Raw genomic sequence first — 14,399 nt, forward strand, 5'->3', positions numbered from 1 at the left:
AGGGGTGACCCCTACCGAGTACCCGTCTGCCCGCACCGCCCTCCCCGTCGACCTCGACGAGGCCGCCCACCGCTGTCTCGTCGCCGGGTTCGAAGGCACCACGGCCGTCCCCGACACCCTCAAGCGGCTCATCGACCGCGGGCTCGGCGGGGTCATCCTGTTCACCCGCAACGTGCGCGACGCGGAACAGGTGCGCCGCCTCACCGACACCCTGCGGGCCCTGCGCCCCGACCTGCTGGTCGCCATCGACAACGAGGGCGGCGGCATCGGGCACCTGGTCGCCGCGGGCGCCCCGGAGGTCCCCGGCTCCTACGCCCTCGGCGTCGTCGACGACCCGCACCTCACCGCCCGCTGCGCCGACGCCCTCGCCGGGCACCTGGCCACCCTCGGCATCACCGCCTCCTACGCCCCCGTCGCCGACGTCCAGCGCGAGGCCGGCAACCCGATCGTGCGCACCCGCGCCTTCGGCACCGACCCCGAGCTGGTCTCCCGGCACCTGAGCGCCTGGATCGCGGCCACCGAGGCACGCGGCATCGCCTCCTGCGCCAAGCACTTCCCCGGGCACGGCGGCACCCTCACCGACAGCCACCACGAAGTCGCCGTCGATCCGCGGCCGTACGAGGAACTCGACCTCGGCCCCTTCCGGGCCGCGATCGCCGCGGGCGTGCCGATGCTGATGAGCGCGCACGTCGTCTTTCCGGCACTGGACGCCAACCGGCCGGCCACGCTCAGCCGCCGCATCCTCGGGGATCTGCTGCGGCACGAGCTCGACTTCGACGGGGTGCTGGTCAGCGACGCACTGGAGATGAAGTCGATCGCGGACCTGTACGGGGAGGCCGCGGGGGCGCGGATCGCCCTCGCCGCCGGAGCGGACCAGGTCATCGTCGCCGTGGCGGATCTGGGGGTGACCCTGGAGTGCCGGGACGCCGTGCTCGAGGCGCTGCGGGACGGGGTGCTGGGCGAGGAACGGGTGCGGGAGGCGGCGGGGCGGGTGCAGCGGCTGGTGGAGCGGTATGCGACGCCGGCGGACGAGGTCGCCGTATGGGACGACGGGGCGGGGCTGGCGGCGGCTCGGCGGGCGGTGCGGGTACCTCCGGTGGGTGTGCGGGGGGCCCATGTCGTGGACCTGTTCCCGGCGCCGCACCCAGCGCTGAACTGGGGTGGGGAGGACCTGCTGACCGAGGTGCTGGCCGTTGACCCGACGGCCACGGGGACGGCGGTCGCGGGGGAGCCGGCCGATCCCGCCGCGCTCGTCGAGGCGATTCTGGCCAAGGCCGGGGGCGCGCCGCTGGTCGTGGCCACGTGTGATGCGGGGCTGTATCCGTGGCAGGCCGGCATGCGGGACGAGCTGGTGGCCCGGCGGCCGGGGGCGGTGCGGGTGGCCACGGGGCTGCCGGAGAAGGGGGCGGTTTGTTCCTACGGGCGGGGGAAGGTCAACTTGCGGGCGGTGGCCGAGGTGCTCAACGCTTCGCGGTAAGTGCGGGCCGGTGGGGGCTGGTCGCGCCCACGCGGCGGAGCCGCATATCGATACAGCCCCGCGCCCCTAAAAGCCCCCACGTATGACCTTCTTGATTCCGCGCGCTGCAAGATGGCCGGAGTCCTCCGCCCGTTCCGCCAGTACCACCGCGGGACGCACCCCCTGCTGGCGCAGTCTCATCCACTCCTCGAAGTACGCCCCGCCCGGTCCCGACACCGATCGCGTGGATGGCGTGCAGTCCAGGACCAGGGCCGTTTCGCGCGGCTCAGCCGACACTGATCCAGTGCGCAGTTCGGCGATCGTCGCCGCCACCGCCTCCGCGATCGGCTTGGGCCGCCCCTCCGAGTCGAAGAGCCCCAGCGTGTACTCCAGTTCCGGGAAGTCCGCCAGTGAGCGGTCCACGTCGTGGGAGCACCACCACGTCACGCCCCACAGGTCCGCGCACCCCGAGGCGTTCAGGATCGTCTCGCGGGCGAAGTGCGGGGCGTCGGCGGCCGGAATGTGGGGTTCGGGGGCGCCGGTTTCCTGGACCCAGACCGGGCGGGACGGGTCCTCGGCGTAGGCCTTGGCGAGTTCCGTGCCGTACTCGGCGAGGTGCAGCACCTGCGGGGAGCGGGGGCCGTAGCGGCTCGCGCAGCCGCCGGAGAACACCCAGGGGTGGACGGTGGTGACGTCCCCCTTGCGGGCCGAGGCCTCAGGAGTGAAGGGGTGGTCGTCGCCGTACCAGGCCGCGTCGTAGGCGGAGTGCGTGACCAGGCCGCCGTCCGTGCCGAGGCCCTCCCGGGCGGCCGCCAGCAGGGAGTCCAGGTAGTGGTCGACCTCGGCCGCGGTCACCGGGTTGTGCTCGACGAGGTTGTTGAGCTCGTTGCCCAGCTGGAGGCCGATGAGGTTCGGGCGGCCGGCGAGGGCGCGGCCGAGGGTGCGCAGCAGGTCCGCCTGGGCGTCGATCGCCTCCGGGTCGGTGAAGACGTTGCGGTGGTGCCAGCTGCGGGTCCACTCCGGGTAGAAGTCGAAGCTCGACAGATGGCCCTGCACGCCGTCCACCAGCACGTCGAGGCCCACCTCGGCGGCCAGGTCGACCAGCTGGGCCAGCTGGTCCACGGCGGCGGTGCGGATCAGCGTGCGGTTGGGCTGCAGGAGCGGCCACAGGTGGAAGACCCGGACGTGATCGAGGCCGAGCCCCGCTATGTGGTCCAGATCCTCGCGGATGCGGGCCGGATCGAAGTCGTGCCAGGCGTGGAACCAGCCGTGGCGGGGCGTGTAGTTGACGCCGAAGCGGAGCGTGGGAATGGGATCCTCCTCGGGCCGGGCCCTTGTCCTGCGCGAATGTATCAATCACCATAGCCATCGATGGGTAATGATTTGAACCAAGAATTGGTCGTCGGTGAATTGGTCGTCGGCCTCGACGCCGGCGGCACCCGCACCCGCGCGGTGCTCGCCGCCGCCGACGACGGCCGTGTGCTGGGCGAGAGCACCGGCGGACCGGGCAACGCCATGACGGTCCCGGTCCCGCAGCTCACCGACCACCTCACCGAGACACTCACCCGGGTGGTGCCCGAAGAGCTGCGCGCCCGGGTGGTGGCCGTGACCGGCGGTTTCGCGGGCGCCACGGCGGCCGCCGAGGACGACCCCGGCACCGGCAGGGCCCGCGCCGCCCTCACCGAGGCCCTGCGCCGCCTCGCCGTTCCGACGGGCCGGGTCGGTGTCTGCAGCGACATCGAGGCCGCCTTCGCCGCCGCCCCCGGCACCCCCTCCGAGGGCCTCGCCCTGGTCGCGGGCACGGGCGCGGTCGCCATGCGCATCACCGGCCGGCACGCCACGACCACCGTGGACGGCGACGGCTGGCTCCTCGGCGACGAGGGCAGCGGCTTCTGGATCGGCCGCAGCGCGGTCCGCGCCGCCCTGCGCATGGCCGACGGCCGCGGCCGTCCGACCGTCCTCGCCGGCTGGCTCGGCCACGCCCTGGACCTGCCGGTCGACGTCCTCCCGAAGGGAGGAATCCCTTCCTACGACCGTGGCGGCACCGTCCTGCCGAGCGGTACCGCGACCCACCCCACCGGCGTCCCCGGCTGGGAACGCGCCCGGCGTGAGGACTTCCGCCGCCATCTGCTGCCCGCCGTCCTGGCCGATCCGCCGATCCGGCTGGCCCGTTTCGCCCCGCTGGTCGCCGAGGCGGCTGCCGAGAAGGACGCCGTGGCGGAGACCATCCTGAGCGAGGCGGCGGACCACCTGCTGGAGTCCGTACGGGCGCTGGGCCCCCGCCCCGGTGAGCGGATCGTCGCCACGGGCGGGCTCCTCGGTCCCGAGGGGCCGCTCACCACCCCGCTGGCCGAACGGCTCCAGGCGCACGGCCTGACCCTGGACTGGGTGGCCGACGGCTGCCCCGGCGCGGTCGCCCTCGCGCGGTTGGCGCACCTGTCGTGAGCGAGCCCGTGTACCGCGACCCCACCGCCCCGCTCGACGCCCGCGTCCAGGACCTCCTGTCCCGGATGACCCTGCGCGAGAAGGCAGGCCAGCTCAACCAGCGGATGTACGGCTGGGACGCCTACCGCCGCACCCCCGACGGCGGCTTCGAACTCACCGAGGCCCTGCATGCCGAGACCGACCGCTTCGAGGGACTCGGCGCCCTGTACGGCCTCCAGCGCGCCGACGCCTGGTCCGGCGTGGATCACGGGAGCGGACCCGGCGCGCGGGACGGGGCCGCCCTCGCCGAGCTGGTGCAGCGCCATGTCGTGGCCCGGAGCCGGCTCGGCATCCCCGCGCTGTTCGTCGAGGAGGTCCCGCACGGTCTCATGGCCCTCGACGGCACGGTCCTCCCGGTCAACCTGGCGATCGGCGCCACCTGGGACCCCGCTCTGTACGAGCGTGCCGCTGCCCACGCCGCCGCCGAACTGCGCGCCCGTGGCGGCCACGTGGCCCTCGTCTCGGCGCTGGACATCTCCCGCGACCCGCGCTGGGGCCGCACGGAGGAGTGCTTCGGCGAGGACTCGTACCTCGCGGCCCGGCTGACGCAGGCGCTGGTCCGGGGAATGCAAGGAATGCAGGGCACCTGCCCGGACGGCCTCTTCGCCGCCGACAAGGCGCCCGTCGTCCTCAAACACTTCGCCGGGCAGGGTGCCACCGTCGGCGGCCGCAACTCCGCCGAGTCGGAGCTGGGTTGGCGGGAGCTGCACGAGATCCACCTGCCCGCCGCCCGGGCCGGTGTCCGCGCGGGTGCCGCCGCTGTCATGGCCGCGTACAACGAGGTCGACGGCATGCCCTGCTCCGGCAACCGCGCCCTGCTCACCGGGCTGTTGCGCGAGGAGTGGGGCTTCGACGGGCTCGTCATGGCGGACGGCCTCGCCGTCGACCGGCTGGCCCGGATCACCGGCGACAAGGTCTCCGCGGGCGCGCTCGCCCTCAACTCCGGTGTGGACCTGAGTCTTTGGGACGAAGGCTTCACCCACTTGGAGGAGGCGGTCGAGCGGGGACTGGTCAAGGAGACCGTCCTCGACGCCGCCGTCGCCCGCGTCCTGCGCCTGAAGTTCCGGTTGGGACTGTTCGAGCGACAGCACCCGACGGCCCCCGCGCCGGCCGGCGGGGCCGAGCTGAGCAAGGAGATCGCCCGGGCCGCCGTCACCCTCCTGCGCAACGACGGTGTGCTCCCCGTCGGCGAGAAGGTCTCCCGGATCGCCGTGCTCGGGCCCCAAGCCGCCACCACCGCCCACCAGTTGGGCGACTACACGGCTCCGCAGCGCCCCGGCACCGGCAGCAGTGTCCTCGACGCCCTGCGCAGACTCGCCCCGCCCGGCCTCGACATCCGCCACGCCCGGGGCTGTTCCCTCACCGGCGACGACCTCTCCGGCATCCCGGCGGCGATCGCCCAGGCCGCCGCGTCCGACCTCGCCGTGCTGGTGCTGGGCGGCAGCAGCGCCCGTACGCCCGGGACCGAGTTCGACGCCAACGGGGCCGCGCGCACGGCGGTCTCCGAGATGACCTGCGGCGAGGGTGTCGACCTCGCCGGGCTGCGGCTGGGAGGCGCCCAGTACGCACTGCTGGACGCAGTGGTGGCGACGGGCACACCGACCGCGGTCGTGCTGGTCCAAGGCCGCCCGCACGTGCTGCCGGACACCGCGCCCGCCCTGCTCACCGCCTGGTATCCCGGCCCCTGGGGTGGCGAGGCGATCGCGGAGGTGCTGCTCGGACTCACCGAACCGGCGGGCCGCCTGCCGGTCTCGGTCCCTCGCTCGGCGGCCCAACTCCCCGTCTACTACAACCACAAGGACACCGAGTACGGCGGATACGTCGACGAGAGTGCCGAGCCGCGGTATTCCTTCGGGCACGGGCTGTCGTACACGAGCTTCGCGTACGGCGAGCCGCGGTCGACGGGGCTCACCGTCGAGGTGGATGTCACCAACACCGGTCAGCGGTACGGCCGTTCGGTCGTCCAGGTCTATCTGCGCCGGCTGATCACCGCCACCTGGCCGCGCACCCTCGAACTGTGCGCGTTCGAGGGGGTGAGCCTGGCGCCGGGTGAGCGGCGCACGGTGACCCTGCCCCTGGAGGGCATCGGCGGCACGGTCGAGATCAGGGTCGCCGCGTCCGCCCGGGAGGCGCTCGGAACCCGGGGTCAGAGCTTGACGGCTCCCGACGAGACGCCCTTGTAGAACCACCGCTGGGTGATCACGAACAGCACCAGCACCGGGACCACCGAGATCACCGAACCGGCCATGACCATCCGCTGGTCGTAGCCGAACGACGAGCTCTGCAGGCGCGAAAGCCCCAGGGTCAGTGTCATGTTGCTCTCGGAGCGCAGCACGATCAGCGGCCACAGGAAGTCGTCCCAGGCGCTGATGAAGGTGTTGATGACGACCACCAGGATCGCGCCCCACGCGGACGGCAGATACAGGTGCCGGAAGCGCTGCCACTCGTTCGCGCCGTCGAGCATGGCCGAGTCCTCGATCTCGCGCGGGACCGCGAGGAACGCGCCGCGCATGAGGAGGACGTTGATGGCGCCGACGAAGCCGGGCAGCCACACGCCGGCCAGGCTGTCGACCAGACCCAGGTCGCGGATGCTGATGAACAGCGACACCATGATCGACTCGAAGGGGAACATCATCGAGGCGACCAGCACCACCCAGACCGCCTTGCGGCCCTTCCAGGCGGGCTTGGAGAGCATGTAGCCGGCCGTCGTGGAGAACACCAGCTGGCTGGTGATCGACAGGGCGACCACGATCAGGCTGTTCTTGATGTACGACCACACCGGCACCTGGTCGAAGACCGTCCGGTAGGCGCGCAGCGTCGGGTGGTGCGGCAGCAGGGTGGCGTCCGCGCCGAAGACGTCCTCGCCCGTGCCCTTCAGGGAGGCCAGCAGCTGCCACAGCAGCGGGCCCACGGTGAGGCCGAGCACCAGGAGGAGCAGCAGATAGCGGACGACCAGCTCGCGCGGACGGCCGTAGTCCCGCCAACGCGGCATCAGGCGACGGCCCTTGGTCTCGACGACGGTCGTCGTCATGACTCGTCCTCCTTGGTCAGACGCTGGGCCAGCAGGGTCAGTCCCAGCGTCAGCGCGAACAGGGCCACGCTGACGGCCGAGCCGTATCCCGCGTTGCCGGTGATCGGGTCCAGGCCGACGTCCCGGATGTAGAACGGCAGGGTGCGGTCGGCGCCGCCGGGGCCGCCGGTGGAACTGCCGAGCATGTAGATCTCGGTGAACACCCGGAGCGAACCGATGCCGGTGAGGGTGCCGACGAGCATCATGGCCTGCCGGACGCCGGGGACCGTGATGTGCCAGAAGCGGCGCACGGCACCGGCGCCGTCCATCTGCGCGGCCTCGTGCAGTTCCCTGGGCACGTTCCCGAGGGCCGCCAGGTAGAAGATCATGTACCAGCCGAGGCCCTTCCACAGGGTCAGGCCCATCGCGGAGAGCAGGATCAGCCAGGAGTCGGAGAGGAAGGGGATGGCCGACTTGATCAAGTGGGCCTTCTCCAGCCAGGTGTTGACCAGCCCGTCGTCGGCGAGCAGCCACTGCCAGCTCAGCCCCACGACCACGCTGGAGGCGAGCACCGGCGTGTAGAAGGCGGAGCGGAAGAAGCCGATGCCGGGCAGGTTCCGCTCCACCAGGACGGCCAGCATCAGCGGCAGGAGCACCATCAGCGGCACGACGATCACCGCGTACAGGACGCTGTTGCGGGTGGCGAGCCAGAAGTCGTCGTCCTGGAGCATCCGCGTGTAGTTGTCGAGTCCGACGAAACCCGCGGCGCCGCCGAGCGGCTTGGCGTTGGTGAACGACAGCAGGAGCGTGTTGAGGAACGGGAACACCCCGAAGACCACCGCGCACCCGATCGCCGGGGCGGTCCACAGCCAGGGCAGCCACCAACGGCGGTACATGGCAGCCCCGTTGGCCCCGGGGGCGGGACCGGGCAGCGCGGCCCCTACGAGTCGGCGGAGGCGGGACGGGGCCGGGCCCGGCGCGGGGGTCGGGGACTCCACGCCGGACACCGGATGCGTGATCTGTGCCGTCACCGTCAGCTGCCCTGCTTCAGCAGCTCGTTCGACTTCTCCTGAGCGTCCTTGACGGCGTCAGCGGCGCTCTTCTTGCCCTGCATGGCCAGCTGCACCTGGGACACGATGGCGTTCTGCACGGCCGGGGAGAGGTTGGTCTGGTTGGTGTCGGCTGTCTTGAGCTGGTCGGCGACGAGCTTGCGGGCCTGCGAGAACGGGTCGCTGCCGGTGACCTTCTGGAAGAACGGGTCGTCGAGCGACCGGGTGGTGGTCGGGAAGATCACCACGTCGGGGTCCTTGCACCAGGCCGTCTGGTTCTCGGCGTCGGTCAGGAACTCCGCGAACGACAGGGCCGTGGGCGCGTTCTTGCTCGTCGCGGCGACCGAGATGTACTGCGGGGCGCCGGCGGAGGCCCGGCCGAGCGCGTCGTAGGGCTGCTGGCCGACGGCCGTCTTGTCGTAGACCGACGGGCTGTTCTGCTTCACGAACCGCACGAAGCTCGGGTTGGTCGAGCCGTAGGCCACCTTGCCCTGGCTGTAGAGCGTGGACGGGTCGTTGCTGGAGGACAGCGAGTCCTTCGGCATCGCTCCCTCCTTGTACAGCTTCGCCATCCAGGCGACCCACTGGGTGGTGCGCGGGTCGTCACCGAACACGGCGGACTTGCCGTCGGAGGACAGGACCTTGATGCCCATCTGGTCGAAGTCGGCGGGGATGCGCCAGATCGGGTTGGCCATCGTCGCGAAGTACTTGCCGTCGGCGGCCCTGGCGACCTTCTCGTAGTCGGCGAAGAGCCCGAAGATGCTGGTCGGCGGCTTCGCCGGGTCGACGCCGGCCTTTGCCAGCAGGTCCTTGTTGTACGTCAGGAGGACGCCGCCGGTGTACCAGGGCAGCGTGGTGTGGATCGACTTGCCGGAGGCGTCCGCGAAGGTGGCGGTCTTCCAGAACGACGGGACGAAGGGCTTGGAGGCGTCCGGGTCCTTGGTGCCGAGGTCGAGCAGGTAGCCGGCCTTGGTGAGGGCGGTCGCCGTCGGCGCGTTGACGTTGATGACGTCGGCCATCGTGCAGGCCTGGGCGTCGGCGACGGTCCGGCTCGTGAAGGTGTTGTCGCCGGGGTCGTCGATCCACTTGACCTTGGTGCCGGGGTGGGCCTTCTGGAAGTCCGCGATCACTCCGTTGAAGAAGTCCCCGAAGTCCTTCTTCAGGTTGGTGGTCTGGAAGGTGATGTCGCCCTTGACCTCGCCGGTGAGCTTGCCCGACCCGACGTTGCCCTTGTCGACCTTGCAGCCGCCGGCGGTGGCGTCACCGCTGTCGGATCCGCCGCCGAGGCCGCAGCCGGTGGCCGCGAGTGACAGAACGGCGATACAGGTCAGGGTGCGGGTCAGTCTCTTTGCGCTCATGTGATGCCCCTCCACGGCTGGTTCAATGAACCAACTCCGACTCTGATTGATGAAAATGTGGACCAGAATTCATCGGAGGTCAATGGTTCCCGTGTTGCGTTTAGGTTCCGTACGAGATCAGTGCCGGTGTTCGTGGTCCGGGTGCGAGGGATCACCGGGGTGTTCGTGCCCGTGGGAGTACACGACGGTGCTCCTGGCCTGGTCCAGCCAGCCGAAGAAGGCGCGACGGCCCGCCGCCCTTCGCAACTCGCGGGCGATGCCGTCGCGGGCGGTGTCGTACGGCAGGAGGTCCTCCGGCCCCGTCGTCTCTCCGAAGGGGTCCACGCCCCGCCTGAGGGCCTCCGGGGTGAGGAAGCGGTCCCGGTTGCGGTCGTAATAGTCCCGTACGGCCGTCTCCGGGACCGTCTGTTCGACTTCCAGGGCGGCGAGGAGGGTGCGGGCTGCGGCGGAGTGGGCGAGGGCCGCGGCGACGATGCTGCCGAGGTCTGCCACGTCTGTCTCGGCGACGGCCAGGACGGAGACGGGTGACGCCTCCTCCGGTACGTCCAGGCCCCGGTCGGCGCAGGCCCTGCGGGCGAGTTCGTCGGTGACGATCACTTGGGTGGCCCAGCGGCGGCGTTGTCTCGCGACGGAGGGTGCCTCTGACGGTCGTCGGGCGGGTGCGTGTTCGTGGTGGCCGGCCGGCGCTTCCAAGAAGGCGTTCACCCGTGCTGTCGGGAGTGGCTCACCGGCTATCAGTGCCGCGTGTTCCGGCGTCACGGAGTCACCTCCAGGGCTATGGCCTTCGTGTACGCCACCTGGCCGTTCCACGCCGCCTTCGCCATGAGCCAGTACGCGCCCGGTGGGATCGACGAACCGTCCACCTCGATCACGAACTCCCGCTGCTCCCCGCCCGGCACCGTGAAGCCCTGCAGTCCCGGCTCCACCCCCTGCCACGTGCCCCAGGGCGCCACCGCCCACAGCTGACCGCCGACCGGGCCCCGGGTGGTGTTGCGCAGGCTCACCGGAACCTGAGCCCGCTCACCCCCGCGCACGGTGACCCGGTCGGCGGCCAGGTCGCACACCAGGCCCCGCCCGGGGGGCGGTCCGCCTGGTACGTCGAGGCCCACGACGTCCTCGTACGTCTGGCCGCCGTACGGCAGCCGGGCCGTGAGCCAGTGTCGGCCGGGCTCGGCGTCCGGCGGCGGTGTCACCGTCACCTCGGCCAGCGAGAAGCCGCCGGGCCCGAGCGCGTACGGCAGTTCGGGGGGCTCGGCGGACCAGCCGGGCGGCACGTCGAAGACCACCGTGCCGTTCGCCGAGGTGTCCGTGAGCTCGGAGCTGATCCGGACCGTGGCGGTGACGGGGCCGCCGGCCGTGAGCGCGGTGGGGGAGAGGTGGACGGACACCGGCATGTTGCCGCGGGGGGCGGGGCCGGAGTTGTGCAGCCAGTAGCGGGTGTGGACGGGCTGGGCGGGCTCGTGGGCGGCGACGCCGGGGTCGGTCCTCGGCTCGGGTGCCAGCGGGGGTGCGGCCAGGACGGTGGCCACCTCGAAGCCGGTGAGCCCCGCCTCCAGTGCCCCCTCGCCGTCCGGCAGCAGGGACTCCCCGGGCCTTTCCAGTACGTCCGCCCGGGCGCCCTCGGTCCAGGCGACCGGCCCGCGCACCCGCGCCCGCACCGGCCGCCCGTTCACCTCGTGCACGCGGACCACGACCCCGCGCCCCGGATCCGCGGGCGCCGCGCTGCCCCTGGCCAGCGGGGAACCGAGCGGCTTGAAGGCGTCGAGGAGCACCTCGCGGGCCGGCTCCACCGCCAGCAGGGAGGTCTGCCGGGGCAGGAGCGCGGATTCGCTCCCGCCGCGCAGCCGGGCCGTGAGCGGATGGTTGAACTCATGCCCACGCGCCGGGAGTTGCAGATCCCGCCAGTCGCCCTCGCCCGCGACGACCGCGTACTCGAAGGTGTGCGACCAGCGCTGGAGCTGGAAGCCCGAGCCGTCGGGGGTCGTGCGGCTGGGCGGGTCGATCCAGACGCCGGACGGCCAGCCGGTGCAGGAGCGCATCAAGGACATGTAGAGGTCACCGGAGGTGGTGACCACACAGCCGGGCGTGCCCCGGTTCAGTACGGCGAACCCGCGCCCGTCCCAGGCGTCACCGGGCGGGAGCGCCTCGCCGCCGCCCGCAGCCGTGGCCGTGACGGTGAAATCCCCCAGGTCCGCGATCAGCGCGTCGACGGCCTTCGCGTCCCCCGTACGGTCGGCGCCGGCGATCACCAGCAGCGGCAGCCGCTCCAGGTCACGCAGGTCGGCACCGGGCACCCACTCCTCGCGCAGGGAGGCGCGCGGCGCGACCCACACCGCCGACACGCCCCGTTCGGCGACCTGGCGGCGCAGCTCGCGGCCGGCAGCCGGGTCCATGGCGAGCGCCTCGGCGACCAGGGAGTTGCGTTCGGGGCCGCCGACGGCGATCCGGATGTCGGGAAGGTTGGAGTCGACCTCCAGGTCGCCGTAGCGGGGGCCGCCCGCGACGGTCGAGGTCGCGGTGACGCCCGCGCGGACCAGGGCCGCCGCGAGCGGGGTGCCCAGCTCACCCGCCTCGTCCCAGTCGGCGTACACCAACTCGGCGACGCCGATGGACCGTTGACCCAGCAAGGCGCCGGAGTCGTCCCGCAGGGCCACCCGTGCCGTGGACCCCAGTGCGAACCAGGTGTTGGCCGGGTTGTCCAGCGTCCACGGGAACCGCTCGCTGTCCACCTCCACGAACCCGAACCCCCGCCCGATCACCGCGTCGGCGACCTCGTGCACGGGCAGTCCGCCGCGCACGTCGGAGGGCCAGCGGACCCGGATGAGGCGGTCGGCACCGTCGTAGCCGTCGATCGTCGTGGTGATGTCGAGGCGGTCGACGCCCGTCCAGAGAGTGAGCGTCTGCGTGTACGTGAACAGGCCGAGGTCGGCGCGGACGGTGATCCGGGACCCGGCCGGGGAGCGCTCGACCTCGACGTCGGCGCTCACGTCGCGGCTGCGCGCGGCGGTCGTGCCGGTCGGGGTGAGGTGCCAGGGGCCCTCGCCGAAGCGCGGGTGCCTCGGGAACTCCTCCTGGACGACCAGCTCGTTGCCGAGGTCACCGGCGGGCAGCAGTTCCCGGCCGCCCTCGGCCAGGGCGCGCAGACTGCTCACGGTGCCGCCGCGCGCGGGGTCGACCGTCACCTCGTAGAACTCGTTGCGGATGGCCGTGCCCTCGCCGGAGGTCCACTCGGGGAGTGAACCGGCCGCCAGGGAAAGGGACTTGAGGCCCATGCCGGGCACCTGCGGGACGACGACCCGGAGGGTGCCGTCCTCCTCGCGTACGGCGGGCAGCGGCTGGAAGTCGTCGCCGACCGGTACCAGGCCCGGGTCGTCGACGGTCAGCACGTCCTGTCGTTCCCAGGTGGCGGAGTTGAAGACCACCAGGTCGGGGCCGGTGCCCGGCTCGACCCGGTCGGCCAGCGCCTTCGTCGCGTCGGCGTGCACGGTCTCGGCGAGGTCGGCCAACTCACGCCAGCCGGTGAGGAGATCGATGTACACCTGGTCGGACTCGGAGCCGGTGACGGCGTCGTGGTGGGCGCCGTAGACCAGTTGCCGCCAGGCCTTGTCGAGGGCCGCGTCCGGATACGGGTGCCCGGTGACGAGGGAGGCGAGGGTCGCCCAGGCCTCCGCGTCGGCGAGGAGTGTCTCGCCGTACCGCTGGGCCTGCTTGGTGTCGATGTAGGAGACGTCCTTGCCGGTGTAGATCGGGTTCATGTCCCGGGTCTGCGGCGAGGCCTTGCGGCCCTCTGCCTCCAGTTCGGCGCGTACGGCGGCGAAGAAGTCCCGGGGGATGCCGGAGACGAACCGCGGCCACACGTACCGGGCGTTCCAGTCCCGGTGGATGTCCATCACCCAGCGGCACGGCGGCGCGTAGTCCCCGCCGACCGGCAGCAGCACGTTCCGGGTGAGCGCGACCTTCTTGAGTCCCTTGAACAGCTTGAGGGCGGCGGCTTCCGCTGCGGGCAGGTCCGGCGCGCTGTCGATCGCCCAGCCGGCGGCGTAGTGGTTGACCATGTACGCGGTCAGCAGCCCGCGTCCCGAGGGGGCGATCCACTCGAACTCGGCCGGGAACTGCATCCGCCCGGGATCGCGCGGCTCCTCCCCGAACACCGACATCGTCGGCCCCCACTGGTGGTGCGGCCCGCGCGCCCACGAACTGGAGGTCACCCCCGCGTCCGCCATCAGCCCCGGGAACTGCGGATCGTGCCCGAACGCGTCCAACTGCCAGGCGGTCTGCGGGGACGCCCCCATGATCCCGCGCTGGAACCCGTCGCCGTACAGCGCGTTGCGTACGGTCGCCTCGGCGCCGGTGAGGTTGGTGTTCGGCTCGTTGTAGGTGCCGCCCATGACCTCGACGCGCCCGGTGCGGATCAGTTCGCGCAGGAAGGCGCGCTCCTCCGGGAAGGCGTCCCAGTAGGGCTTGAGGTAGTCGACCTCGGCGAGCACGAAGGTGTACGCCGGGTCGCGCCGGGCCAGATCGCTGTGGGCCCGCACCAGGCTCATCCCGGAGTCGCCGCGGTAGCCGAAGGGGCGGGCGGGCAGGCCGGTGGCGGCAGGGTCGTCGACGACGTCCCAGGTCTCGGTGTAGGCGGCCTGGGTGTTCCACCAGACGGGGTCGTAGTGGAAGTGGCTGACCATGAACATGGTCCAGCCGGGCTCGGCGACCGTGAACTCCCCGGTGCCGCTCGCGGTCTCGTCCCCGTCGGTCGCGGTGACCGTGATCGGTCCGCCGGCGCCGGTCACGGGTATCTCGGCGCGTACGGTGCCGTCCTCGCCGACGGTGACGACGGTCTCCCCGGTGCCGCGTCCCTCGACACGCACGTGGACCGAGCGGCCCGGGAGGTGCCCGATGTCGGCCGACACCACCTGGAGCGGTTGCTCGGGGGTACCGACGAACAGCTCGGTCGACTCAACAGAGGTGACGCGCATGGGGCTCCTACGAGATGACTCGGGGGAGCACCCATCCTGGCACCGAGAGGATGATTCAAACAACCATCATTG

At 72.0% G+C, this 14,399-nt stretch carries 9 protein-coding genes; 3 read left to right on the forward strand and 6 right to left on the reverse strand.

The window, feature by feature from the left end:
* The first annotated feature begins 4 nt into the window (after positions 1-4).
* Entirely contained in the window at positions 5-1,477 is a 1,473-nt protein-coding gene (locus ACIRP7_RS39045) for a glycoside hydrolase family 3 N-terminal domain-containing protein (protein WP_403669688.1), read from the forward strand.
* Positions 1,478-1,543: 66 nt separating this feature from the next.
* Here the strand turns inward: ACIRP7_RS39045 and ACIRP7_RS39050 are convergent, their stop codons facing one another.
* A complete protein-coding gene (locus ACIRP7_RS39050) occupies positions 1,544-2,812 on the reverse strand; it encodes a glycosyl hydrolase (RefSeq protein WP_403669691.1) in 1,269 nt (422 codons plus the stop codon).
* 15 nt (positions 2,813-2,827) lie between these two features.
* Here ACIRP7_RS39050 and ACIRP7_RS39055 point away from each other — a divergent pair, with 15 nt between their 5' ends.
* The gene (locus tag ACIRP7_RS39055) at positions 2,828-3,901 is read left to right on the forward strand and encodes an N-acetylglucosamine kinase (RefSeq protein WP_403669694.1); all 1,074 of its coding nucleotides are present in this window, start codon (positions 2,828-2,830) and stop codon (positions 3,899-3,901) included.
* A gap of 65 nt (positions 3,902-3,966) precedes the next feature.
* On the forward strand, positions 3,967-6,123 hold the full coding sequence (locus ACIRP7_RS39060) for a glycoside hydrolase family 3 N-terminal domain-containing protein (protein WP_403669969.1): 2,157 nt from the start codon (positions 3,967-3,969) through the stop codon (positions 6,121-6,123).
* Here the strand turns inward: ACIRP7_RS39060 and ACIRP7_RS39065 are convergent.
* The 5 genes from ACIRP7_RS39065 to ACIRP7_RS39085 form a co-directional block, all read right to left on the reverse strand.
* Entirely contained in the window at positions 6,087-6,971 is an 885-nt protein-coding gene (locus tag ACIRP7_RS39065) for a carbohydrate ABC transporter permease (protein ID WP_403669697.1), read from the reverse strand. The genes ACIRP7_RS39060 and ACIRP7_RS39065 overlap by 37 nt on opposite strands.
* Positions 6,968-7,981, reverse strand: coding sequence for a carbohydrate ABC transporter permease (locus tag ACIRP7_RS39070; protein ID WP_403669700.1), 1,014 nt, complete (start codon positions 7,979-7,981; stop codon positions 6,968-6,970). The genes ACIRP7_RS39065 and ACIRP7_RS39070 overlap by 4 nt, the downstream gene beginning before the upstream one ends.
* Positions 7,982-7,983: 2 nt before the next feature.
* Positions 7,984-9,357 carry an extracellular solute-binding protein gene (locus ACIRP7_RS39075; RefSeq protein WP_403669702.1) on the reverse strand — a complete coding sequence of 458 codons (1,374 nt, stop codon included), beginning with the start codon at positions 9,355-9,357 and terminating at the stop codon, positions 7,984-7,986.
* Between the two features lie 117 nt (positions 9,358-9,474).
* Complete coding sequence (locus tag ACIRP7_RS39080) at positions 9,475-10,116, reverse strand: peptidyl-prolyl cis-trans isomerase (RefSeq protein WP_403669705.1); 642 nt, start codon at positions 10,114-10,116, stop codon at positions 9,475-9,477.
* Entirely contained in the window at positions 10,113-14,327 is a 4,215-nt protein-coding gene (locus tag ACIRP7_RS39085; protein WP_403669708.1) for an NEW3 domain-containing protein, read from the reverse strand. The genes ACIRP7_RS39080 and ACIRP7_RS39085 overlap by 4 nt, the downstream gene beginning before the upstream one ends.
* Between the last annotated feature and the right edge of the window lie 72 nt (positions 14,328-14,399).

The organism is Streptomyces sp. NPDC102270 (assembly GCF_044766405.1).
Lineage (GTDB): Bacteria > Actinomycetota > Actinomycetes > Streptomycetales > Streptomycetaceae > Streptomyces.

Bases quoted from the DNA above. Each gene is read 5' to 3' on its own strand.
- ACIRP7_RS39055 (WP_403669694.1), top strand. From the start codon at position 2,828: ATGGGTAATGATTTGAACCAAGAATTGGTCGTCGGTGAATTGGTCGTC.
- ACIRP7_RS39060 (WP_403669969.1), top strand. From the start codon at position 3,967: ATGACCCTGCGCGAGAAGGCAGGCCAGCTCAACCAGCGGATGTACGGC.
- ACIRP7_RS39065 (WP_403669697.1), bottom strand. From the start codon at position 6,971: ATGACGACGACCGTCGTCGAGACCAAGGGCCGTCGCCTGATGCCGCGT.
- ACIRP7_RS39075 (WP_403669702.1), bottom strand. From the start codon at position 9,357: ATGAGCGCAAAGAGACTGACCCGCACCCTGACCTGTATCGCCGTTCTG.
- ACIRP7_RS39085 (WP_403669708.1), bottom strand. From the start codon at position 14,327: ATGCGCGTCACCTCTGTTGAGTCGACCGAGCTGTTCGTCGGTACCCCC.